The organism is Rhodoferax sp. (genome assembly GCF_030646845.1).
Lineage (GTDB): Bacteria > Pseudomonadota > Gammaproteobacteria > Burkholderiales > Burkholderiaceae_C > Rhodoferax.
Genome location: NZ_JAUSLE010000084.1, coordinates 21,677 through 44,047 on the forward strand (window position 1 = coordinate 21,677; position 22,371 = coordinate 44,047).

A 22,371-nucleotide genomic window follows, 5' to 3' on the forward strand; every position below is an offset into this window, starting at 1 on the left:
TTTTTTTCTCAAAATTAAAGGGGATGAATCGGCGGTGATGGTGCCGTGACGTCCGACGCCACCTGCGGCAACTTGAATCGGGTCTCCAACAATTCTGCCAGACCAAACTGCTCCAGAATCGCGCGCAGCCGGTCGGCGGCACTTCGTTTCTTCTGTCCGGTGTACTTCGCGATGATGAGCTCGTTCTTCATGCTGTGTTCCCAGCCGACCAGCTCGGTGACTGTGACCTGGTAACCGTTGGCCTCGAGATACAGACAGCGCAGGACATTGGTGATCTGGCTGCCCATCTCCCGTGTGTGCAGGGGGTGGCGCCAGAGTTCCGCCAACGGTGTGCGCGACAGGGAGAGCGCCTTGTGCTCGCTCAAGCGTCGCGCCACTTCAGCCTGACAACAGGGCACCAACACCATGAATTTGGCATGTTTTTGCAGGCCGAACGCAATGGCATCATCGGTGGCCGTGTCGCAGGCATGCAGCGCCGTCACCACGTCGATACGCTCGGGCAGTTCGTCCGACCGGGCCGACTCGGCGACGCTCAGGTTCAGGAACGACATGCGGCCGAAGCCGAGCCGGGCCGACAACTCACGCGACTTCTGCACCAGTTCGGGTCGAGTCTCGATCCCATAGATGTGGCCCGTCTTCTGGTCCTTGAAAAACAGGTCATAAATGATGAAGCCCAGGTACGATTTGCCCGCGCCGTGGTCGGCCAGCGTGATGCCCTCAGGCTTGTCGGGCAACTCCTGCAGCAACTTCTCGATGAACTGGAACAGGTGGTACACCTGCTTGAGTTTGCGCCGCGAGTCCTGGTTGAGCTTGCCGTCACGGGTCAGGATATGCAGTTCTTTGAGCAACTCGATGGACTGGCCGGGCCTGATTTCTGGTGCCATGGCCACAGACTCTTGCACCTTGGCTTGCAGCCCACTGCCGGCATGGCGATCAGTTTTTTTGGTTTTCATCATTCGGTCCTGCTGCGCCCTTTGTGCCGGGTGTCTCGTCGTCGACTGGACCGGTTGAACGCCCTACCCCCAAGGCCGCCCAGCCCGCAGGCCCGAGCCGCTCAAGGGTTTGCATGTTCTGCTCATAAATGCTTTCCGCTTCCGGAAAGGCCTGCACCGCTTTGTCAATGCTGTCTTCGCGCAGCAGGTGCAGGGTCGGATACGGCGCGCGATTCGTGAAATTGGTGATGTCGTTGACCGAAGTCCCGGCAAACTGGAAATCCGGGTGGAAACTGGCAATCTGAAGCACCCCGTCGAGCTCCAGATCAAACAGGGCCTGGTCGGCCTCGGCCAGGAAATCATTGAAATCGAGAAAATCGGCAAGACAGTCAGGCGCTATCAAAAGCGTCGTGTCGCGCGCAGATGGATCTTGAGCCTGCAGCTCTTTTAACTCGACGACGAGTTCCTGCAGCAGGTCCTCGGGCGTCTGGGCGCCGCTCACCACATAGTGAATCTGCCCCTTCACATGCACGCCCTTGGCAAACGGACACAGGTTAAGGCCAATCACGGCACGCTCCAGCCAGACGCGCATGTCCTGCTCAATCAAATGAGCGGGGGCTTGGGGAGGGGAATGAGTCATCGGCTTGGGTTGTTCGAACACGAAACGTGCGCATACTGAATTTTAGGCGCGAGAGCCTTCAAGCTGCAGTTCCTGGTTCCAGCTGGCGCCCTAGCTGCCGGGCCAACAGCATACCCAGCACCGAACAGGCCCCGGTAACCAACCACGTCCAGTGCCAGCCTCCGGCGCCACTGGCCACCCAGGCCACCAGCGGCGGTCCGGCAAACTGGCCAAAGGCAGCCCATTGCTGCATCCAGCCGACGGTGGTGGACACAGTACGCTCACCCGGGGCCAACCGAACTGCCAGCGAAAACAAGGTGCCCGGAATCATGCCGCCCACCGCAGAGAACAGCAAAATGGCAGCAAAACGGATCATCGGCGGCAAGCTGGCACCGTCAGCCAAGGGAAGCGTGGCAAACGCCAGAAATGCCCCCAGAGCCATGACGCAAAAGCCTGTGTAAAGAAGATGCTGCGCAGGAACACCACGATGCAACAGACGCCCTGACGCCATGTTGCCCACGATATTTACCGCTGCCGCCAGTGCCGTCAGCACAGCGCTGGCGCTGCCCGCCACCCCGGCCTGGGCATAGATCGAGGGCAGAAAACCGATCACGGCCAACCACTGACCGGAGTACATGGCAAAGCTCAACGCCACCAGCCAGGGACCCGGTGAACGCAGCGTTTGGTGCAGGCGTTGCGACCAGGCTTCCCGGTCCGTCCCGCGGCTGTCAAGCGCCGGCACTGGACGGCGTTGATTGTCGCCGGGTACTGCGCACCAAACCCAGGCGGCCATCAGCAAAGACAGGCCGGCCGTGCCCCACCACCAGACTTGCCAGCTGGTGGCAAAGATCACCAGCGGGCCCGACAACAAGGCCGCCGCCGTGCCCAAAGGCATATAACCCCCCCAGATGCCCAACATGGCGCTGAGGCGATGGGCTGGCACCAATTGGCGCACGAGACTTGGCGCCGGCATGGAAACCAGCAAAAAGCCAAAGCCCTCGAGCGCCCGAAGTGCTATCAGACTCGCAGCATCCTGCGCCCAGCCACCCAGGGCTCCCGCCCCAAAAAGCACCAACAGTCCAGTCATCAGGCTGCGCCTCAAGCCGATCCCATCGGCCGTCAAACCAACGGCGAGACCCAGCGTCATACCGGCCAGCTGGACCATGGAGAGCAAAAATCCGGACTGCAGCAGCGTGATGCCCAGCGCCTCATGCAGCACCGGCAAGGCAGGCGGCAACTTGCCGACATGCAGTGCGGCACTGACACCCGCCAAAATAACCACGAAGGCCGGGTCGATGCGCCTTGGCCTCTCGCGCAGGGCGTCGGTCATGTCAGCAAGCGCTGGCCGGTCAGGCGCTCATGCTCACGACCGGCAAAGCGGTCGGTCATGCCGGCGATGTAGTCCGCCACCACGCGCGCCGTGGTGATGGCCTCATCTGGTACGTCGCGCGCCGCCTCTGATCGCGCCAGAAACCCGCCCTGCATTTCTTGCGGGTGCTCCAGATAGCCAGCGAAAAGGTCACGCACCACCTGCTGCGCCTGCCCCGTGGTTTGCATGACCCGCGGATGACGGTACAAATGCTGCAACAGGAATTTCTTGAGCGCCTGCGACTTGAGCCGCATATCCTGGCCAAACTGCACCAGGAGCGCCATCTGGCGAACTGCCTCGACGCTGTCTGGCGCGGCCGCTTCCAGCGCGGAGGTGGTCGCCACAATCACGTCGTACACCTGTGCACTGAGCATGCGGCGAATGGTTTCGTAGAGCAGGCGGCGCCCCTGTGTCTTGTCCTGCAATTGCGGATACTCCAGCAGCGTCTGCCGCCTGAAGTCATCAAACAGGGCCACTTCCTGGAGCTGGTCCAGCGTGATCAGGCCGGAACGCACACCGTCGTCAATGTCATGTGCGTTGTAGGCAATTTCATCGGCCAGATTGCACAACTGCGCCTCCAGGCTGGGCTGTGTTCGATCGAGAAAGCGCCGGGCTACGCCGCCGGGCTGGCTCTGCTCGAGCTTTAGGGCGTTCGCGCGGGAACAGTGTTTGAGAATGCCTTCGCGCGTCTCGAACGTCAGGTTCAGACCGTCGAACTGGGGGTAGCGCTCTTCCAGTTGATCCACAACGCGCAAGCTTTGCAGGTTGTGCTCGAAGCCACCGAACGCGGACATGCATTCATTGAGTGCGTCCTGCCCGGCATGGCCAAATGGCGTGTGTCCCAAGTCGTGTGCAAGCGCAATGGCCTCCACCAGGTCCTCATTGAGCCCCAGCGACCGCGCAATCGACCGCCCCAACTGCGCCACCTCCAGCGAGTGAGTCAGACGCGTGCGAAACAGGTCGCCTTCGTGGTTAAGAAACACCTGGGTTTTGTACACCAGCCGCCGAAATGCGCTGCAGTGAACGATACGGTCGCGGTCGCGCTGGTACTCGGTGCGCGTGGGTGCCGGCTCTTGCGGGTACAGTCGACCGCGCGATTTGGCTGGGTGGCAGGCAAAAACAGCGAGCATCATACTTATATATAAAACTAGGCTCCAGCCCCCGTCACATATGCGTCATCAGCTATTGTTTTGGTAGCAGTCAAGTGCAACACAAGTCAATCACTTCGCGCACCAGCGCATCGGGCGCGCTGCGCATGGCCGCCTTGGCGGGCCCGTCGATCACGACAAACCTGATTTCCCCGCCCTCCGCCTTCTTGTCCACGCGCATGAGTTCCAGGTAGCGCCCGGCGTTATCGGCCTTGGACAGATACGGTCCGGTCACGGGCAGACCTGCGTTGCGAATCAGCGTGGTCAGCCGCCGAACAAAGACGTCGTCCACCAGACCCAGACGATGTGACAAGTGCGCCGCCATCACCATGCCACAGCCGACGGCCTCGCCATGCAACCACTGGCCGTAACCCAGCCCCGCCTCGATCGCATGACCAAAGGTATGACCAAAGTTGAGGATGGCACGCAGCCCCGATTCACGTTCATCCTGTCCCACCACCCACGCCTTGATTTCACAGCTGCGTTTGACCGCATGGGCCAGTGCCGCGGGTTCGCGCGCCATCAGCGCGTCAATGTTGGTCTCAATCCATGCCAGGAAGTCCAGGTCCGCAATCGGGCCGTACTTGATCACTTCGGCCAGACCGGCGCTGAGTTCACGTTGGGGCAGGGTCTTGAGCGTATCCAGGTCACACACGACCTTGAGCGGCTGATAAAACGCACCGATCATGTTCTTGCCGGCCGGATGGTTAATACCGGTCTTGCCGCCTACCGAAGAGTCGACCTGCGCCAGCAAGGTCGTGGGCACCTGAACAAAAGGCACCCCCCGCATATAACTTGCGGCGGCAAAGCCTGTCATGTCGCCTACAACGCCGCCGCCGAGGGCGAAGAGAACCGTTTTCCGGTCACAGGCGTTCTCCAGCAAGGCATCGAAAATCAGGTTGAGGGTCTGCCAGGTCTTGAATTCTTCGCCATCGGGCAGGATCACCGTGTGGATGTTCGGGTACTTTCCCTGCAAGGCCGTTTGCAGCCGCTTGGCATACAGTGGCGCGACCGTGGCATTGGTCACGATCAACGCGCTACTTGATCCCGGAAGCTCTGAATAGGTGAGTGGATTGTCAAGAAGCGCGCCAGCAATGGCAATGTTGTAGCTGCGCGACTGCAGATCAATGGTGACGGTTGATCCTGTTGAATTCGATTGGGAGTCTGGGGCATTCATACCCGTGAGTTTAGAGGCACTTCGCCGTGTTTCGTGCGGCCCTCTGACAAGGCTGATTCAGGGCGCGGACACCACACCCGCCAGTTCAAGCTGCATCACAATCATGTTCACCAGGGTGGCGACAGACGGGCGCCCGGTTTCGATAATGAAATGCGCCGTCTCCCGATACAGCGGATCGCGCACGGCGTAAAGATCACGCAGGCGACTCAAGGGATCTGCCACCTGGAGCAAAGGCCGGTTCACGTCATGGCGCAAGCGTCGAAACAATTCGTCTGGAGAGGAATTCAAGTAGACCACCTGGCCACGCTCACGCAGGTGCTGGCGGTTTGCGGCCCGCAGAACAACACCGCCACCGGTCGACAGCACAGCTTTTGGATTCTGGGTGAGCTGGTCAATCACCGATTCCTCGACATCCCGGAACCGGTCCTCCCCCTCACGCTCAAAGTAGTCACGGATCGAGCAGCCCAATTGCTGCTCGATCACATGATCGGAATCAAAGAATGGAAGTTGCAGTCGCCGGGCGAGCTGTCGCCCGACCGTTGACTTGCCGGAACCGGGCAGACCGATCAGGCTGAATATCAATTTGCCAACGAATTACGCGTCACGTCGCAGCCACCTGCCAAGGTCAACGCGAACCCTTGTCAGCAACAACCTTGGGTGTGATGAACACGAGCATTTCGCGTTTTTCCGACGAGCGGGAAGTTCTCTTGAACAAATTGCCTACACCCGGCAAATCGCCGAGGAAGGGAACCTTGTCGACACTGTCCACCTGGTCTTCTGTGAAGATGCCGCCAACCACCACGGTGCCACCGTTCTCCACCAGTACTTGCGTCTTGATGTGTTTGGTATCGATGGCATAGCCAGCGGCAGTCTGAATGCCGCGGGTATCCTTGTTGACATCGAGATCGAGAATGATGTTGCCCTCGGGCGTAATTTGCGGTGTCACTTCCAGCTTCAGACTCGCTTTGCGGAAGGCAATGGACGTGGCGCCGCTGGAAGTCGCCACCTGATAAGGGAACTCCGTGCCCTGCTCGATCAAGGCCTTGATCTGGTCGGCAGTGATCACGCGGGGGCTCGATACAACCTTGCCCTTGCCGTCAGCCTCAAGCGCTGATAGTTCGAGGTTGAGGAAACGGTTGGCCGCCGCGTTGAAAATGGACACTGCAAAGCTCGCTCCGCCCGCGACCGGGAAATTCACAAAATCCCCCGATGTTGTATTTGCAGATCCAGCCGCGTAGGTGGACCCGAATGTCGCATTCAGTGGATTGCCGCCGGTGCTCGCAACTTGCACGCCACCAGGGGGGTTGACGCCGCCGCCCAGGCGAACGCCAAGGGCCTTGTTAAAGGTATCCGACGCTTCCACGATGCGGGCTTCAATCAACACCTGGCGTACCGGGATATCAATTTTGCTGATCAATTGCTGAACCTGCTCCAGCTTGCTGGCAATATCGGTGACGAACAGTTGATTGGTCCGAGTTTCAAAAATCACACTGCCGCGCGCGCTCAGAATCCGAGTGCTGTTGGCGCCTCCAGCCCCTGTCAAGCCAGTTGCCACCTCAGCCGCTTTCGTATAGTTCATCTGGAAGGATTGCGTGCGCAAAGGCTCCAGGCTTTGAAGCGACGCGACCGATTCCAAGTCCAATTTTTCCTTGGCATTGATCTCATCCTTGGGAGCGATCCAGAGCACATTTCCGGTCTTGCGCATGCCCAGGCCCTTGGCCTGCAAAATAATGTCCAGCGCCTGGTCCCAAGGCACATCCTGAAGACGCAACGTCACCGAACCAGTCACGGAGTCGGATGTAATGATGTTGAAATTCGTGAAATCAGCGATAACCTGAAGCAGTGAGCGAACCTCAATGTTCTGGAAGTTAAGCGACAGCTTTTGCCCGCTGTAGCCAGGACCTTGAGTCAGTTTTGACGCATCGACTTTCAACGGCTTGACTTCCACTACAAACTGCTCGTCGCTCTGGTACGCACTGTGGACCCACTGGCCTTTGGGTTCGATCACCATGCGCACACGATCACCCACTTGGAACGTGGTCACCGTTCGGACAGGGGTGCCAAAATCACTCACATCAAGACGGCGGCGCAGGCCTTCCGGTAAAGTGGATTTCATGAATTCGACTACCAGGGTCTGTCCTTGCTGGCGAATGTCAACGCCGACCTGGTTATTGGGCAAGGCAACCACGATTCGTCCAGAGCCCTCTTCGCCACGACGGAAATCCAGATCTTTAAGTGGCAATGTATCCCGACTCTGGCTTGCCGCAAAAACGGGCACTGCAGACGCAGAAGGAGCCGCGACGGCTACGGATTCGAGCACAACCAGAAGGGATTTTCCCTGCAGCTGCGCTTTATAGGGGGTCGCCTGCTTCAGGTTGAGAACCACGCGGGTACGGTCGCCGGCTTGCACCACACTGACCGACTTCAAATTGCCCTGGTTGATCTCGACAGTGGAGCGCCCCATAGCGTTGGCGACCCCCGGGAAATCGAGCGCAATTCTTGCTGGAGACTGGATCGCGAATCCCGCTGGAATCGCCGCCAACGGCTGAGTCAGATCGATTTTGACGACCTCAACACCACCTTGAATAGACCCCGACACCGCTTCAATGGCGCCCTGAGCCTGGGAGGCAAATGCCGCCACCATGAGTGACGTGGCAAGGAAAACCCGTTGCCACGCTCGCTTGACCATCCAACAATTCTGATTATTCATTTCGACCTCTCTTGCAGCTGCAACGTAGCTGTGCGTTCAATCCATTCACCCACAGCGTCTTGCACAATTTCACGCAGCGTGACTTCTGTCTCACTGATCTTTGTCACGCGCCCGTAGTTTTGTCCGAGGTAGTTGCCAGGCCGCACCTGATACAACAAGTTGTCAACCTTCACCAGCGCCACGGGTTGGCCCGCCTTGGCCAGACTCCCTACCAGCGCCATTGCATCCAGGGGGAAGGACTCCAGGGCTTCCTTGCGACGGGCCAATTCAGGCGCTATCAAAGCACCGCTGGCAGCCGTTTGTGTCGCTTCCTTCTTCAGGGCCTGAGTCAGCTTTTGATTGCTGAAAGGCTCTATGGCCGTGACCTGGGTATAGCTTTCCGGCTTGAATTGCTTAGGTTCGGAAATGGGGGCGATCTTCGGTCGCGTCTGGCTCTTCTGCTCGGCCATCCATTGACGCAATTCATCCTCACTGGAGGCGCCGCAGCCGGAAAGTGCCATGGCAACCGCAACAAACAGGAATCTAGTCATGAGCCTCATTTCTTGACTCCTTTCGGTGCCGCCGCCTTGCGCTGCGCAGCCACTTCATCGGAATCCAGATAGCGGAAAGTCTTGGCAGTGGCGTCCATTGCCAGCGTCCCATCCTTGGCAGGCAAGATAGTCAAGTTATTGAGCGTCACGATACGGGACAGATTGGCGATGTCCGACGCAAAAGCGCCGATATCGTGATACCGCCCTGTGACACGCACCGCAATTGGCAGCTCGGCATAATAGTCCTTGACCGCTACTTGACCCGGACGGAACAGGTCAAACTGAAGGCTTCGCCCCAGGCCAGCCTGGTTGATATCGGACAAGAGGGCATCCATCTCGGCTTTGCTCGGCAGTTGCTTTTCGAGTTGCGTGACGTATTGCTGAACCTGCTCACGCTGTTTCTTCAGTGCGTCAAGATTCACCGCCTTGCTCAGCTTGGCTTTGTACTCTTCACGCAGCGTCACTTCCTTGGCCTGCTCCGCTTCAAGCTCAAGCTCCGAGGTGTTCAGCCACAAGAACCACAACACGACGACCAGCAGAATGGTGACTGCCAAAAAGAGCGCATAGCGCGGGAACGCTGGCCAATTGGAGGGATCCTTGGGATCCAGATTGCGAAATTGCCCGACTAATTTCTCCTGCATGGCAGGGAAGTCGAAATTCAATGAGGATTTTTTTGTCATGATGCCTTGCCCCTACTTCTTGACAGGAGTTGAGGCGGCGACTGCCGGGACGGCTACAGCGGTTCCGGGAATAGGCCCGGAGGCGGCGGCGATTGCGGCGGCCCGCATCTTTTCAGCCTCGCTGGCGCGCATCAGGCGAACGCGGATTGTGAAATTGGCCACACGACGCTGATCACGCGGCGTCAGAGCGACCGAACCGGCCACAATCTCAACCAACTCCGGCTTGGAAAACCAGGGAGTATTGTTTCCGAGATTGCGCAATAGTTCAGACACCCGCTCATTGGATTGAGCAACACCTTGCAGCGTCACACTCTGGTTTTCTTGACGCATGCTGGCGATATACACGCCATCAGGCAATTGCCTGACGAGTTCTGTCAGCAGATGAACAGGCAGATTCCGGTCCGCCTGCAGATCTTCTACCGCCTGCTGGCGAGCCCGCAAGGCCGCAATCTCCGCTTCGAGGCCGGCGATATCCTTGATTTGCTCATCAAAACGCTTAATCTCGGTCTGCAGCAGTTGGTTTTTCCCTTGCTGCCCGGAAATCTGGGCTTGAAACCAAAGGAAGATAATTCCCGCGAGCAGACCACCGGCAAGCGCAGACGCCCCCAGGCTGACGTTGAATATATCCCGGCGCAGCTTGCGCGCAGCTTCGCGGTGGGGAAGCAGATTGATCAGAATCACTGCATGAACCTCCGCAAAGCCAGTCCGCATGACGTCAGGTACGACGGCGCTTCCCGTGTCATCTTCTTCAAACGAACACCCTCACCAATTTCCATGCCGTCAAACGGATTCACCAGACTGCATGGGAAAGTGGTGTGCTGTGTCACAGCTGCCGTCAAACCCGGCAGCGCCGACGAGCCGCCGGCCAGCATGATGTAGTCAACCTTGTTGTGTGGCGTGCTCGTGAAGAAGAACTGTAGAGCCCGTCCGATTTCCTGGACCATGCTTTCAACAAACGGGCGCAGCACACTGGATTCATAGTCATCCGGCAACTCACCACTTCGCTTCTTGCTTTCAGCCTCTTCCAGGGAAAAACCATACTGGCGCACAATCAGCTGAGTCAGCTGGGCGCCACCAAACGCCTGATCCCGGTCATACAAGACTTCATCGTTGCGGATAACCTGCATACTGGTGGTCAAGGCGCCCACCTCAAACAGGGCCACGATGCTTCCAACGCCTTTGTTGGGCAGGCTTTCAATCAGGCGCCCAGTCGCCAGTCGCGATGCGTAGGATTCCACATCCACAATCACTGGCTTCAGCCCAGCCGCCTCGGCCAAGCCCTGAATATCCTGAACTTTTTCCCGACGTGACGCCGCGATGAGCACTTCGATGTCGCCGGAAGAAGCGGCACTGGGCCCCACAATACAGAAATCAAGACTGACTTCATCCAGGGGGAACGGGATGTACTGGTTGGCCTCCGTCTCGACCTGCAGTTCCAGTTCCTGGTCGGACATGCCACCAGGAAGAATGATTTTCTTCGTGATGACGGCGGAGGGTGGCAAGGCCATCGCCACATTTTTGGTCTTGGTTCCGCTTTTTTTCACCAGCCGGCGAACCGCATCAGCCACTTCGTCGAATTTCTCGATGTTGCCGTCGGTAATCCATCCACGCTCCAGCGGAACAATCGCACAATGCTCAAGCACCAAATTCCCAGCCTTGTCTTGACCCAACTCCACCAGTTTGACACTGGAAGAACTGATGTCCAAACCCAGCATAGGTGCTGGTTGACGGCTAAACAAGGACCCCAAAGAGATCAAAACTATCCCCTGAAACAGGCTAATCAAAGATCAGCGAAACTTAAGACTTCACTTGAATGCTAGCAGCAAGCTTGTTGTCACGCAAAGATATTTCCTGATTTGCGGGAATACGAGCGTTGTCAAAAGTAGACGTTTTGTATTCAAACGTGACAGACAGGGGGCCTTGAACACACACCAGGGGGTTAACCCGCAACAATAGCGGCCCTGCCCATGAAAACATCATTTTTTATAATGGCGAAGCGTTTCTATGAAGTATTTCCATGCCCTCCAAATCACCACCTAGCGAACCCGGCCGTGCCCAAGCTTCCAGCTCCCGAGTCAGTGCGATGAGTTGGTTCCTGCGCATTGCATTGTGGGGGATCGGGCTGGCGCTGGCGGGCGTCCTTTCCATACTGATCATTGTTGCTATTGCGATGGCAGTGGCATTTCCTAACCTGCCAGATATTTCAGCCTTGTCTGATTACCGCCCCAAGTTGCCCTTGCGCGTCTTCTCATCGGAAGGTGCCCTGATTGGCGAGTTTGGCGAGGAGCGTCGGCACCTGACACCCATCAAGGAAATCCCGAAGGTCATGACGGATGCCGTCCTGGCCATTGAGGACTCACGCTTTTACGAGCATGGCGGCGTGGATTACAAAGGCGTCTTGCGCGCGGCGCTGGCAAACCTGGGACGCGTCAAAAGCCAGGGCGCATCAACCATCACCATGCAGGTGGCCCGCAACGTCTATTTGTCCACGGAAAAGACCTACACCCGCAAGATCTACGAAATCCTGCTGACTTTCAAGCTGGAGCACTTGTTGACCAAGGACCAGATTCTTGAGATCTATATGAATCAAATCTTTCTGGGTAACCGCGCGTACGGTTTTGCCGCGGCGTCGGAGGCATATTTTGACAAGCCGTTGAAGAACGTGACGATTGCGGAAGCGGCCATGCTGGCCGGACTGCCCAAGGCGCCATCCGCCTACAACCCGATCAACAATCCGAAAAGAGCCCGGGCGCGCCAGCTTTACATCATTGAGCGCATGGAGGAAAACGGCTTTATCTCCGCAGAGCAGGCGATTGCAGCAAAAAAGGAAGAACTCAAGGTCAAATCGGGATCAGACAACACCAAAGTGCACGCAGAGTACGTGGCCGAGACAGTGCGCCAGTTGATGTACGCACAGTATGGCGATGAGACGTACACCCGGGGTCTGAACGTCTACACGACGCTGCGGGCGGCCGACCAGGACGCAGCCTATAAGGCGCTGCGGCGCGGAATTATGGATTTTGAACGGCGTCAAATTTACCGTGGCCCAGAGGAATTTGTGACCCTGCCGACCAATCCGGAGGAGATCGAGGACGCCATCGACGATGCCCTGGACAATCACCCAGACAATGGCGACGTGATGTCGGCCATGGTGCTGGAAGCGGATGCCAGAAAGATCAAGGCCATCCGCCTGAACGGGGAGAGCGTCGAAATAACCGGCGAGGGGCTCAAACCCGCCCAGTCGGGCTTGTCGGACAAGGCTCCGCCCAATATCAAAATACGGCGGGGCGCCGTGATTCGGGTTGCAAAAACGCCCAAGAACACCTGGGAAATCACGCAATTGCCCGAAGTTGAGGGCGCCTTTGTGGCGCTGGACCCGCGCGATGGCTCCATCAAGGCATTGGTCGGTGGATTTGATTTTGAAAAGAACAAGTTCAACCACGTGACTCAAGCCTGGCGTCAACCCGGCTCGGGCTTCAAGCCGTTCATTTATTCCGCTGCACTGGAGAAAGGCTTCACTCCCGCAACAGTGATCAATGACGCGCCCCTCTTCTTTGGCGCGGGTGTGACGGGTGGTCAACCTTGGGAGCCCAAAAATTACGACGGCAAATTTGAGGGTCCCATGACGATGCGCCGCGGCTTGGCCAAATCCAAGAACATGATCTCGATCCGCATCCTGCAGGCGGTCGGAGCCCAGAACGCACAGGAATGGATCACGCGCTTCGGCTTCGATGCGGACAAGCACCCGGCCTACCTGACCATGGCACTGGGCGCCGGATCGGTGACCCCCATGCAGATGGCTTCAGCCTATTCGGTTTTTGCCAACGGCGGCTACCGCATCAACCCATGGCTGATTGCCAGGGTAACCGAGCAAAAAGGCAAAGTTCTGGTGGAAACCAAACCCAAGGCGCTGGACGAGTCGATGCGCGCCATCGATGCGCGCAATGCTTTCATCATGGACAGTCTGCTGCAAGAAGTGACGCGTTCAGGCACGGCGGCCTCCGCGCAAAGGGAACTGAGGCGTACTGACTTGTACGGCAAAACCGGAACTACCAACGATTCGATGGACGCCTGGTTTGCAGGATTTCAGCCGACGCTGACCGCCATCACCTGGATCGGCTATGACACGCCGCGCAAGCTCGGCGACCGCGAAACAGGGGGCGGGTTGAGCCTGCCGATCTGGATCAGGTTCATGGAACATGCACTCAAAGGCGTCCCGGTGACCGAACCCAGCGTCCCACCGGGCATTGTCAATTCAGGCGGCGAATGGTTCTATGAGGAATACGCCAGAGGCGCCGGCGTCAGCGGTTTGGGACTCACGGACTCGCCGGATGGGACGGCAGGAACCACTGTTCAGCCGCTGCCACCGGCCGACGAAAAGAAGAGCATTCTCGACCTCTTCAAGAACTAATGCCAAACTTTGCGTGACAGGCCGCAATGACACGGCGTGAGCCAGTTCGGCCCGTGACCAATTAGACGGTGAACACCAGCGGGCAACCCGCCTGCTCACTGGCATAGCGCGACAAGCTGGCAAAAAACTCGCCCTGCCCCTTGGTATCGAGCCACTGTTCCTTGTCAAATTTGTAGTGATAGCCACCGGATTTCGCTGCCAACCAGACTTCGTGCAAGGGTTTTTGCAGATTGATGACGATCTGACTTTTGTTGGAAAAAACGAGCGTGATCATGCCCCCCACGCGCTGATTGTCGATATCTGCACGATTCTCGTCATTGATGCGGTCACAACTCGCCTCGACGGCCTTGAGCAGTTTTTCCGCACGGTCCATGAATTCAGGGTCGGTCATTACAATTTCACCATGTTGCGTTTTTCTCAAATTCTAGTCAGTACGCTTGTCCTTGGCGCCAGTGCGGTGAGTCTGTCGGCCTGTGGCCAGCAGGGCCCGCTGTATTTGCCCACGGAACCGGCGGCTGCCAATCGTGCCACACTGCCCGAAACACTGTTGCACATCCGACCCTCAAAAGCCGCCCCACAGGCACCCGCTGATCCAGCTTCTGCCAGCCCTTCGGCCCCAGCATCTACCTCAGTCCCTCAATGATCTCTCAAAATCTCCCCGGCCAACCCCAGATTGCCTATCGGGGCAACGAGCTTTTTTCTGAAGACGTTCGTCTGACTGACTTGGCAAAAGAACATGGCACGCCGCTTTTTGTCTATTCGAAGAGCGCCATGTTGTCAGCGCTGGCCGCTTACCAGCGTGGATTTGCCGGACGAAAGGTTCAGATTTGTTACGCCATGAAAGCCAACCCGGCTTTGGGCGTGATTCAGGTTTTTGCGCAGGCCGGTTGCGGCTTTGACATCGTCTCGGGTGGCGACATGGACCGTGTTCTGGCCGCTGGCGGACGGGCCGACAAAATCATCTTTTCCGGCGTGGGCAAGACGCGGGCGGAAATGCGGCGCGCGCTGGAAGCGGGCATTGGCTGCTTCAACGTCGAAAGCGAAGCCGAACTTGAAGTCCTGAGCGAAGTGGCCCTGTCCACGGGCTTGCGCGCACCGGTCAGCATCCGCGTCAACCCGAACGTGGACCCCATGACTCACCCGTACATTTCCACGGGCCTCAAAGGCAACAAATTTGGCATCGCCCACGAGCGCGTCGTGCGCACCTATCAGCGGGCGGCCACCCTGGCCGGCATTCGCGTGGTTGGTATTGACTGCCACATCGGTTCGCAAATCACTCAAGAAGAACCCTACCTTGACGCCATGGACCGCATGCTGGACCTGGTGGAAGCAATCGAGACAGCGGGCATCCCCATTCAGCACATTGATTTTGGCGGTGGTCTGGGTATCGACTACAACGGCGACACGCCACCTCCTGCAGACCGCCTCTGGGAAAAGCTGCTGGCCAAACTGGATGCGCGCGGCTTTGACCAGCGGCAACTGATGATCGAGCCCGGGCGCTCACTGGTTGGCAATGCAGGCGTGTGTCTGACAGAAGTGCTGTACCTCAAACCCGGTGAGCAAAAGAACTTCTGCATCATCGACGCCGCCATGAACGATCTGCCCCGCCCGGCCATGTACCAGGCGTTTCACCAGATCGTGCCGTTGCGATCACGAGCAGAAGCCCCCGCCACTTGGGATGTCGTGGGTCCGATCTGTGAGAGCGGCGACTGGATCGGGCATGACCGCGCCCTGGCGGTGCAGCCAGGTGACTTGCTCGCGGTTTTGTCTGCAGGGGCCTACTGCATGAGCATGGCCAGCAACTACAACTCCCGGGGGCGCGCGGCCGAGATTCTGGTGGAGGGCAACCAGACCCGCCTCATTCGGCAACGGGAGACGATTGCCGACCAGATGAGGCAAGAGATTTTGCTACTAAATAAGTAGCTATAGACGCATAAGGAGCGGGGGCTAGAGCCTCTTTTTCTTCAAAAAATCAACCAGTCGCCAGCTTAACAGTCCACCCAAAATCGCGGCATAGACGAAGACCTCGGTGAAGTTGTTCTTGCCTGCCCGCATCCACAAGAAATGCAGGACTGCAAGCCCGGCGACGACGTACACCAACTTGTGCAAGAGCTGCCAGCGTCTGGCGCCAAGCGCCTTGATCGCCTGATTGAAAGACGTCAATGCCAGCGGTGTGAGCAAGACAAAGGCGGAGAAACCCACCAGAATGAAGGGACGTTTCACAATGTCCTTTGCAATGTCGGTCACCTCAAAACCCATGTCAAACCAGCTGTAGCTGAGCAGATGGAGCACGGCATAGAAATAGACAAACAGGCCCAGCATGCGACGAAATCGGGCCAGTGCCGGTGTGCCGGTGATCAATCGAAGCGGCGTTACCGCCAGCACCAGGCAAAGATAGCGCAAGGTCCAGTCGCCGGTGGACCGGCTCAAGGCTTCCGCCGGATTGGCACCCAACTGGTTGGTGATGGCGGCCACCAGCAGCCAGCAAAACGGCATCAGCGACAGGCCAAATACGATCGGTTTGGCAAACTGGTGCAGCAGCAGTTTTTGCACCCGCGCCCTTGGCCATGGGGTGGCGAGCGCCACCATCAGAAAAACTTCTTGAGATCCATCCCGGCGTAAAGCTGCCCGACCTGGGCCTCATAGCCGTTGAACATCAGCGTCTTGCGCTTCTTGGCAAACAAGCCATCTTCGCCGATACGCCGCTCCGTGGCCTGACTCCAGCGCGGGTGGTCCACCGCAGGATTGACATTGGAGTAGAAGCCGTATTCATTGACTGCCGCTTTGTTCCAGGCCGTGGCGGGTTGCTTGTCGGTGAAGCGGATTTTCACCAGGCTTTTACCGCTCTTGAAGCCGTATTTCCATGGCACCACCAGCCGCACCGGCGCGCCGTTCTGGTTGGGCAATATCTCACCGTACATGCCGAAGCTCAGCAAGGTCAGCGGATGCATGGCCTCGTCCATGCGCAAGCCCTCCACATAGGGCCAGTCCAGTACTCTGGAACCGACAAAGGGCATGGTTTTTGGATCAGCCAGCGTCACAAACTCGACGTACCTGGCGTTCCCCAACGGCTCCACTCTTTTTATCAGTTCGCTCAGTGAATAGCCTACCCACGGGATCACCATGGACCAGCCTTCAACGCAGCGCAGACGATAGATTCGCTCCTCCTGCGCACTCAGCTTGAGGAGATCTTCAAGGGTGTACTTGGCCGGCTTTTTGACGAGGCCTTCAATCTCTACCGTCCACGGTTTCGTCTTGAGGGTGTGGGCGTTCTGTGCAGGATCAGATTTGTCAGTGCCGAATTCGTAGAAGTTGTTATAGGTGCTGGCATCCTTGTAGTCAGTCACCTTCTCCATGGTGACTGCACCGGGCAGACTCGACTTGACACCCGACAATGCGGCCAGTTTGCCGGGCCGCGGGACCGACCCGGTGGTTTGTGCTTGGGCGTCACGCGACGCCCAAGACGCCAACGCCGCACCAGCGACACCGCCGGCCATGAGCCTGATGAGGTCGCGCCGCCCGGCATAGACCGCCTGCGTCGTGATTTCGCTAGCGACGGGATGGCAATAACCGTCCCGGCTTGTCTTGATCAACATAAAGATGCCCTCGTTTCACTGGTAGTCGTGGAACGACGTCTGTTCTTACACAATATGCCGCCAGTCCGCCCGCCCCCTATACCGTGGCCTTAAAGCGTGCCGTAGCTGTGCAAGCCGCTCAAGAACATGTTCACGCCAATGAACGCAAAAGTGGTGACAGCCAGACCACCCAAGGCCCACCAGGCCGCCACGGTGCCTCGCAGACCCTTCATCAACCGCATGTGCAGCCAGGCTGCATAGTTGAGCCAGACGATGAGGGCCCAGGTCTCTTTCGGATCCCAGCTCCAGTAACCGCCCCAAGCCTCGGCAGCCCAGAGCGCCCCCAGCACCGTGGCAATGGTGAAGAACGCAAAGCCAACGGCGATGGACTTGTACATCACATCGTCAAGAATCTCAAAGGATGGCAGTCTGGACGCGATCTGGCGCCGCCCGAACAGGATGCCACCCACAATCAGCGCGGAAATACCAAAGTACACGGCCCAGTAGTCGCTCATGCCACCGACGGCCGACTTGCGAAACACGATGGGCTCAAAACACAACACAATGCCAAGCAACCACAGCGGAGCCAGCTTGTACCAACGCGTCTCTGTCGCCTGCTGCTTGATCAGGTAGGCAAAGGCCACCATGGCCGCCAGCGCAAAAGTGCCGTATCCGATGAAATTGGCAGGCACGTGCAGCTTCATCCACCAGCTCTTGAGAGCGGGTACCAGTGGCTGAATTTCATGCGCTTCACGCACCAGCGTGTACCAGAGCAAAAACCCGACGGCAGCACTGACCACCAGCATGACAAAAGCGCCCAACGCCCGCGTTTTGTACTGCGCTTCAAAGTAAAGATAAAACGCCGCCGTCATCCAGCAGAACAGCACGAACACTTCATACAGGTTGCTCACCGGAATATGTCCGATGTCCGCGCCCAGCAAATAGCCCTCATACCAGCGGACCATGGTGCCGATCAGTGCCATGCCCACCGCCACCCAGACCAGGCGCGATGCCACCAGCGTCAAGGCGTCGCCGCCCTGCCGTGGGGCGAACATGCCGATCCAGTAGAAGACGGTGCTCATGAAGAACAGCATGCTCATCCACAGAATGGCCGACTGGCTGGACAGGAAGTACTTGAGCCAGAAAACGCTGTCCGCGTTCGCCAGACTGCCCTGGTACGACACGATGCCGAGCAGCGAAAACCCGGCCACGGCCAGCATCAACGTGCGCAGGGGCCGCCAGAACCAGCCCAGCATGATGGCGCTGGGCATGGCAGCCAGCAAAATGCCCTTCTCATAAACGTCCATCGCCGCGTTGTAGCGCGAAAACGCGAACAAGCCGCCGGCCAGCACAATGGCCGCAAACAACCAGTCAAACCAGTTGCGTTTGGCGAAATAACCTTCGTTCAAGGTCAATGTAGTACCAACAGTCGTTGAAGCCGTATTCATGTCATTCTTCCTTGATCCCAATCAGCCGGGATTTAAGCCTCTCAAATTCGCGATCACCATCCATGGTTTTGCGGTTAGTTGACAAGGCCATCGTGGCAGTGGCCCGCCCGTCCACCGTTCCATCAATGGGCGCCAGCCATACCCACAGCCGCCGCTCGCGAATGTAAAGCATCGCAAATACCCCCAGAATAAGCAGGGCACAACCCAGATAGACAATATTCTTCCCAGGGGCACGGGCGACCTGGAAAACGCTGGCCTGTACGTGGGTAAAGTCGGCCAGCTGCAATACCATGGGGGCTGGGTAAACCTGCGCGTCGCTGAGTGCCAGCACCGCCTGGGTCATGAACCCTTGCGTTTTTTCATTGGCCTCAAAGGGTTGCAGGCCTACACGCTCACGCGTGAGCTGGGCCAGTTCATACAGGGCACCATTCAGAATACGGATGAGCACCTCGCCTGCCCGCGCTCTCTCGCCCTCAGGCACGTTGGTTTCCATGAAGTCCGCAATGGCCTGCAAACCGCCCACGGCTTTGCCGTCCACGCCCGCCTCAGCACCGGCAAACAGGGCCAGCGCACGCGACGCCGACGCCGCCAGAGGCTTGTTTAAATCCGGGCGACTTGGGTCCACCGCTCGTGCAACATAGCGCTGAACTGCCAGATCGCGCACCACGGGGTCCGACAACGCCGCACGCAGCCTGAAGAACTCCTCGGGAGTTCCCTTGTCATCGGCCGGAACGCGCAGATAGCGGAAAGGCTCAGCCGGTGAATCGCGCAGCCCCATCAAAAACACCGGAGCACCATCGCCCATGTCGACCGGCAGCATGTAGTTGTGGTATTCACGCGCCTGGCCGGCAGCGTCGCGCAGCTTGTACGAAATACTGGGTCCCACATTTCGCAACTCTTTTTTGGCACCTGCCTTATTGGCAGCACCAAGCCGGGAATTGATCGACTCGCGCAGATCGACCTTGCGAACATCCACGCCTGCCACGCCATTGCCCGCAAAATTCTCGACGTTGATGACACGCAAGCCGGTGTACTCGATCGTCAGCTTGTCGTTGCCATTGGTGAGCTGGGATGAACCACCGATAACCCCCTCAACTTCAAACGGTTTCGTAGCCGCGTTCATGGGCAAGGCTTTGAGCTTGACGGTGGAACCACCATCATCAAAGCTGGACTGGTAGATTTCCACACCCTTGTAACTCGCCGGATGATTGACCTCGACCCGTGCCGGGATCTGTTCCCCGGTCTGAATATCGTGAATGATGATGTCGCTGGCAAACAGCTTGGGCATGCCCGTCGAGTAGTACTCCACAAAGAATTTCTTCAGTTCCACTGCAAATGGCAACTCCTGCAGCAGAATGCCGTCCGATTGACTCAGAATCGCCGTGCTGGACCTCGTGCCTTCGGTCACCAACAAATTGCCGCGGAATGTCGGATTGCGGTCGCTCAGACGGTGCTCCGGTTTCACATCGGCAATCATGCCGCCGCCGCTGTACACGGTTTTCCCGTTGAACCACATTTGCGCACGAACGACCAGATCGCCATCCAGCAAGCCGCCCAGGCACACCAGGACAATGGCGCTGTGAGCCGCGATATAGCCAATCTTGTTGGCAGCGCCTGCCTTCGCGGCAACCATCCAGCCACGGGCGCCGGGCGCGTCGCGCTGTTGCAGTTTGACCTTCCAGCCCCCGGTGACCAGCATCTGGCCAATGCGTTTGGCCGCGACCTCAGGCGTCTCATTCAGCTCGGCCTGGGCCCGATGGCCGAACGCCTTCAGGCTTTGCTCACGGATGTTCTCTTTGTAGGTTCTCAGATCCGTGAGGATTTTGGGCGTGTTGCGCGCGATGCACAGCGAGGTGCTGGTCACCAGAAAAGCGAGTATCAGCAAGAACCACCATGCGCTGTAGACCGAATACAGGCTGACGGCAGCAAACACCTCAGCCCAGAACGGCCCGAACTGATTGACATAGTTCGTGCTGGGTTCGTGCTGCTTGAGCACCGTGCCAATGACTGAGGCAATACAGATGACTGTCAACAAGGAGATCGAGAAGCGCATCGACGACAGCAATTCGACAGCAGCGCGTAGCGGTCGCGAACCGGATTTGAGTTCTAGGCCTTGGGTGGAGACTGTCATTGGAAGAATTGTCGCGGCATTGTCGTATTTTCAAAAAGAAAGGGCAGGCCCACATCAAAATGGACCTGCCCCCGTTTGGGTTTGTTGCCCGCGTTTAGTTCAATCAAAAAAACCGAACGCGGGTAACCAGCAACCCTGGCCTGCGGCTAGCGCAGACCGGCAATGTAGTCAGAGACGGCCTTGATTTCGCGATCGTTCATTTTGGCGGCCACTTGCGTCATCTGCAGGCTGTTCTTGCGCACGCCGTCACGGAAACCGGTCAACTGGGCCGCCGTGTAATCAGCATGCTGGCCACCCAGGCGGGGGTACTGCGCAGGAATCCCGGCGCCATTGGGACTGTGGCAACCCGCGCAGGCGGCAACCTGACGATCTGCAATGCCACCACGGTAGATGCGCTCACCCAGAGTGACCAGCTCCTTCTCCTTGGCAAAGCCCGGTTTGGCATTCTTCGAGCTCACCCAGTAGGCGATGTTCTTCATGTCAGCATCGCTCAGTGTCGCGGCAAAGCCGGACATGATGGCGTTGGAGCGCTTGCCCGATTTGAATTCCTGCAGCTGCTTCACCAGGTACTCCGGGTGTTGCTGTGCCAGTTTGGGGTTGACCGGAATGCCCGAGTTGCCATCTGCCGCATGACAGGCAGCGCACACGGCGGCATAGCTGGCGTCGCCTTTGACCAGATCAGGCTTGACCGGTTTCGCGGGTTCAGCTTTGGCCTCCGCCTGGGGCGCAGCAGGCTTGGCCTCTTGTGCAAAGGTGGAAAAAGCGGGAGCTGCCAATAAGGCAGCAAACAAAAGGGAGGCAAGCAACTTCATATTGAACGTCGTGTCAGGTGACCAAAACAGCGTGATTCTACAATGCTGCTTCGGGTTTCCCCGCTTTAATCAATGACTACCAACTCAAACCCACCGGCTTCGGCCCCCCAGGCACCTCCTTCGGATGTCGCCGCCAAGGCTGCGGCCAATGTTGCGTTGGGCTGGCTTCACACCGCCAAATTCCTCACGACGGCGCCCCAGCTGCATTTCCTGCCGGCTCTTGATGTGCCCGAGATTGCCTTTGTGGGCCGCTCCAACGCGGGCAAATCGACCTGTATCAACACACTGACGCAGCAAAAGCAGCTGGCCTTTGCCTCCAAAAAACCGGGGCGCACCCAGCACATCAACCTGTTCTCGCTGGGCAAGCAGGGTGTGACCGATGCCGTCCTGACTGACTTGCCGGGCTATGGTTACGCCGCAGTACCCAAATCGGACAAGATTCGCTGGCAGCAAGTGATGGCCAATTACCTGGTCACGCGTGAAAACCTGAAGGCCATTGTGCTGATGTGCGATCCGCGCCACGGGCTGACGGAACTGGACGAAATCCTCCTGGACATCATCCGTCCGCGGGTTGAAGAGGGGCTCAAGTTTCTGGTCATTCTCACCAAGGCCGACAAACTGACTCGCGTCGAGCAAGCCAAAGCTCTGTCCATCATGAAGCTGCAGGCTGGTGGCGGTGAAGTGCGGCTGTTTTCCGCCACCAAACGCCAGGGAATTGACGAGGTCGCCACGTTGCTGTGGCAGTGGGCGCACCCCACTGTGGACCAGGCCGACACCTGAGCAGACCGACAGGCGAACGCGTCATTCGTCGCGGTCCCAAATGCGACTG

The 22,371-nt window shown here is 58.1% G+C and carries 21 protein-coding genes; 4 read left to right on the forward strand and 17 right to left on the reverse strand.

What is annotated here, in order from left to right; all coding sequences use genetic code 11:
* Nucleotides 1-14: 14 nt before the first annotated feature.
* The 11 genes from Q7T10_RS19870 to Q7T10_RS19920 form a co-directional block, all read right to left on the reverse strand.
* Nucleotides 15-884 carry an SAM-dependent methyltransferase gene (locus tag Q7T10_RS19870; RefSeq protein WP_304751560.1) on the reverse strand — a complete coding sequence of 290 codons (870 nt, stop codon included), beginning with the start codon at nt 882-884 and terminating at the stop codon, nt 15-17.
* Nucleotides 885-933: 49 nt separating this feature from the next.
* Nucleotides 934-1,572, reverse strand: a complete 639-nt coding sequence (locus Q7T10_RS19875) for a DUF1415 domain-containing protein (protein WP_304751497.1) — start codon at nt 1,570-1,572, stop codon at nt 934-936.
* Between the two features lie 58 nt (nt 1,573-1,630).
* Nucleotides 1,631-2,881 (reverse strand): CynX/NimT family MFS transporter, encoded by a 1,251-nt coding sequence (locus tag Q7T10_RS19880; RefSeq protein ID WP_304751499.1) that lies wholly within the window; start codon nt 2,879-2,881, stop codon nt 1,631-1,633.
* On the reverse strand, nt 2,878-4,053 hold the full coding sequence (locus Q7T10_RS19885; RefSeq protein ID WP_304751501.1) for a deoxyguanosinetriphosphate triphosphohydrolase: 1,176 nt from the start codon (nt 4,051-4,053) through the stop codon (nt 2,878-2,880). Before Q7T10_RS19885 ends, Q7T10_RS19880 begins: the two co-directional genes overlap by 4 nt.
* Nucleotides 4,054-4,120: 67 nt before the next feature.
* The gene (gene aroB, locus Q7T10_RS19890; protein ID WP_304751503.1) at nt 4,121-5,245 is read right to left on the reverse strand and encodes a 3-dehydroquinate synthase; all 1,125 of its coding nucleotides are present in this window, start codon (nt 5,243-5,245) and stop codon (nt 4,121-4,123) included.
* 57 nt (nt 5,246-5,302) lie between these two features.
* Nucleotides 5,303-5,827 (reverse strand): shikimate kinase, encoded by a 525-nt coding sequence (locus Q7T10_RS19895; protein ID WP_304751505.1) that lies wholly within the window; start codon nt 5,825-5,827, stop codon nt 5,303-5,305.
* A gap of 43 nt (nt 5,828-5,870) precedes the next feature.
* Nucleotides 5,871-7,955 (reverse strand): type IV pilus secretin PilQ, encoded by a 2,085-nt coding sequence (gene pilQ, locus Q7T10_RS19900; RefSeq protein ID WP_304751507.1) that lies wholly within the window; start codon nt 7,953-7,955, stop codon nt 5,871-5,873.
* Nucleotides 7,952-8,494: a pilus assembly protein PilP gene (locus Q7T10_RS19905; RefSeq protein ID WP_370653804.1), complete on the reverse strand. Its 543-nt coding sequence runs from the start codon at nt 8,492-8,494 to the stop codon at nt 7,952-7,954. The genes pilQ and Q7T10_RS19905 overlap by 4 nt, the downstream gene beginning before the upstream one ends.
* Nucleotides 8,491-9,165, reverse strand: coding sequence for a type 4a pilus biogenesis protein PilO (locus Q7T10_RS19910; protein ID WP_304751509.1), 675 nt, complete (start codon nt 9,163-9,165; stop codon nt 8,491-8,493). Before Q7T10_RS19910 ends, Q7T10_RS19905 begins: the two co-directional genes overlap by 4 nt.
* A gap of 12 nt (nt 9,166-9,177) precedes the next feature.
* The gene (locus Q7T10_RS19915) at nt 9,178-9,846 is read right to left on the reverse strand and encodes a PilN domain-containing protein (protein WP_304751510.1); all 669 of its coding nucleotides are present in this window, start codon (nt 9,844-9,846) and stop codon (nt 9,178-9,180) included.
* A complete protein-coding gene (locus Q7T10_RS19920) occupies nt 9,843-10,922 on the reverse strand; it encodes a pilus assembly protein PilM (protein ID WP_304751512.1) in 1,080 nt (359 codons plus the stop codon). Before Q7T10_RS19920 ends, Q7T10_RS19915 begins: the two co-directional genes overlap by 4 nt.
* A 326-nt stretch (nt 10,923-11,248) precedes the next feature.
* On the opposite strand from Q7T10_RS19920, the gene Q7T10_RS19925 reads away from it, so the two are divergent.
* On the forward strand, nt 11,249-13,576 hold the full coding sequence (locus tag Q7T10_RS19925; protein ID WP_370653805.1) for a penicillin-binding protein 1A: 2,328 nt from the start codon (nt 11,249-11,251) through the stop codon (nt 13,574-13,576).
* 61 nt (nt 13,577-13,637) lie between these two features.
* On the opposite strand, the gene cyaY is transcribed toward Q7T10_RS19925, so the two are convergent.
* A complete protein-coding gene (gene cyaY / locus Q7T10_RS19930; protein ID WP_304751516.1) occupies nt 13,638-13,967 on the reverse strand; it encodes an iron donor protein CyaY in 330 nt (109 codons plus the stop codon).
* 12 nt (nt 13,968-13,979) lie between these two features.
* Here cyaY and Q7T10_RS19935 point away from each other — a divergent pair, with 12 nt between their 5' ends.
* Complete coding sequence (locus Q7T10_RS19935) at nt 13,980-14,219, forward strand: lipoprotein (RefSeq protein WP_304751517.1); 240 nt, start codon at nt 13,980-13,982, stop codon at nt 14,217-14,219.
* Entirely contained in the window at nt 14,216-15,499 is a 1,284-nt protein-coding gene (gene lysA, locus Q7T10_RS19940) for a diaminopimelate decarboxylase (RefSeq protein WP_304751518.1), read from the forward strand. Before Q7T10_RS19935 ends, lysA begins: the two co-directional genes overlap by 4 nt.
* Nucleotides 15,500-15,523: 24 nt before the next feature.
* Here lysA and Q7T10_RS19945 read toward each other — a convergent pair whose 3' ends face one another.
* The 5 genes from Q7T10_RS19945 to Q7T10_RS19965 all read right to left on the reverse strand — a co-directional run bounded on the left by Q7T10_RS19945 (nt 15,524) and on the right by Q7T10_RS19965 (nt 21,542).
* Nucleotides 15,524-16,165, reverse strand: coding sequence for a sulfite oxidase heme-binding subunit YedZ (locus Q7T10_RS19945; protein WP_304751519.1), 642 nt, complete (start codon nt 16,163-16,165; stop codon nt 15,524-15,526).
* The gene (gene msrP / locus Q7T10_RS19950; protein WP_304751521.1) at nt 16,165-17,172 is read right to left on the reverse strand and encodes a protein-methionine-sulfoxide reductase catalytic subunit MsrP; all 1,008 of its coding nucleotides are present in this window, start codon (nt 17,170-17,172) and stop codon (nt 16,165-16,167) included. The genes Q7T10_RS19945 and msrP overlap by 1 nt, the downstream gene beginning before the upstream one ends.
* An 89-nt stretch (nt 17,173-17,261) precedes the next feature.
* Nucleotides 17,262-18,599 (reverse strand): c-type cytochrome biogenesis protein CcsB, encoded by a 1,338-nt coding sequence (gene ccsB, locus Q7T10_RS19955; protein WP_304751523.1) that lies wholly within the window; start codon nt 18,597-18,599, stop codon nt 17,262-17,264.
* Nucleotide 18,600: 1 nt separating this feature from the next.
* Nucleotides 18,601-20,730: a cytochrome c biogenesis protein ResB gene (locus Q7T10_RS19960; RefSeq protein WP_304751524.1), complete on the reverse strand. Its 2,130-nt coding sequence runs from the start codon at nt 20,728-20,730 to the stop codon at nt 18,601-18,603.
* Nucleotides 20,731-20,876: 146 nt separating this feature from the next.
* Nucleotides 20,877-21,542 (reverse strand): c-type cytochrome, encoded by a 666-nt coding sequence (locus Q7T10_RS19965; protein ID WP_304751526.1) that lies wholly within the window; start codon nt 21,540-21,542, stop codon nt 20,877-20,879.
* 72 nt (nt 21,543-21,614) lie between these two features.
* Here Q7T10_RS19965 and yihA point away from each other — a divergent pair, with 72 nt between their 5' ends.
* Nucleotides 21,615-22,322 carry a ribosome biogenesis GTP-binding protein YihA/YsxC gene (gene yihA / locus Q7T10_RS19970; RefSeq protein ID WP_304751527.1) on the forward strand — a complete coding sequence of 236 codons (708 nt, stop codon included), beginning with the start codon at nt 21,615-21,617 and terminating at the stop codon, nt 22,320-22,322.
* Nucleotides 22,323-22,371: the final 49 nt, after the last annotated feature.

Excerpts from the sequence above, each read along its gene's own strand:
- Q7T10_RS19960 (WP_304751524.1), bottom strand. The coding sequence starts at position 20,730 with ATGACAGTCTCCACCCAAGGCCTAGAACTCAAATCCGGTTCGCGACCG.
- lysA (WP_304751518.1), top strand. The coding sequence starts at position 14,216 with ATGATCTCTCAAAATCTCCCCGGCCAACCCCAGATTGCCTATCGGGGC.
- Q7T10_RS19910 (WP_304751509.1), bottom strand. The coding sequence starts at position 9,165 with ATGACAAAAAAATCCTCATTGAATTTCGACTTCCCTGCCATGCAGGAG.
- Q7T10_RS19935 (WP_304751517.1), top strand. The coding sequence starts at position 13,980 with ATGTTGCGTTTTTCTCAAATTCTAGTCAGTACGCTTGTCCTTGGCGCC.
- yihA (WP_304751527.1), top strand. The coding sequence starts at position 21,615 with ATGACTACCAACTCAAACCCACCGGCTTCGGCCCCCCAGGCACCTCCT.
- Q7T10_RS19885 (WP_304751501.1), bottom strand. The coding sequence starts at position 4,053 with ATGATGCTCGCTGTTTTTGCCTGCCACCCAGCCAAATCGCGCGGTCGA.
- Q7T10_RS19880 (WP_304751499.1), bottom strand. The coding sequence starts at position 2,881 with ATGACCGACGCCCTGCGCGAGAGGCCAAGGCGCATCGACCCGGCCTTC.
- msrP (WP_304751521.1), bottom strand. The coding sequence starts at position 17,172 with ATGTTGATCAAGACAAGCCGGGACGGTTATTGCCATCCCGTCGCTAGC.
- pilQ (WP_304751507.1), bottom strand. The coding sequence starts at position 7,955 with ATGAATAATCAGAATTGTTGGATGGTCAAGCGAGCGTGGCAACGGGTT.
- Q7T10_RS19870 (WP_304751560.1), bottom strand. The coding sequence starts at position 884 with ATGGCACCAGAAATCAGGCCCGGCCAGTCCATCGAGTTGCTCAAAGAA.
- cyaY (WP_304751516.1), bottom strand. The coding sequence starts at position 13,967 with ATGACCGACCCTGAATTCATGGACCGTGCGGAAAAACTGCTCAAGGCC.
- ccsB (WP_304751523.1), bottom strand. The coding sequence starts at position 18,599 with ATGAATACGGCTTCAACGACTGTTGGTACTACATTGACCTTGAACGAA.
- Q7T10_RS19965 (WP_304751526.1), bottom strand. The coding sequence starts at position 21,542 with ATGAAGTTGCTTGCCTCCCTTTTGTTTGCTGCCTTATTGGCAGCTCCC.
- Q7T10_RS19905 (WP_370653804.1), bottom strand. The coding sequence starts at position 8,494 with ATGAGGCTCATGACTAGATTCCTGTTTGTTGCGGTTGCCATGGCACTT.
- Q7T10_RS19945 (WP_304751519.1), bottom strand. The coding sequence starts at position 16,165 with ATGGTGGCGCTCGCCACCCCATGGCCAAGGGCGCGGGTGCAAAAACTG.
- Q7T10_RS19875 (WP_304751497.1), bottom strand. The coding sequence starts at position 1,572 with ATGACTCATTCCCCTCCCCAAGCCCCCGCTCATTTGATTGAGCAGGAC.
- Q7T10_RS19925 (WP_370653805.1), top strand. The coding sequence starts at position 11,249 with ATGAGTTGGTTCCTGCGCATTGCATTGTGGGGGATCGGGCTGGCGCTG.
- aroB (WP_304751503.1), bottom strand. The coding sequence starts at position 5,245 with ATGAATGCCCCAGACTCCCAATCGAATTCAACAGGATCAACCGTCACC.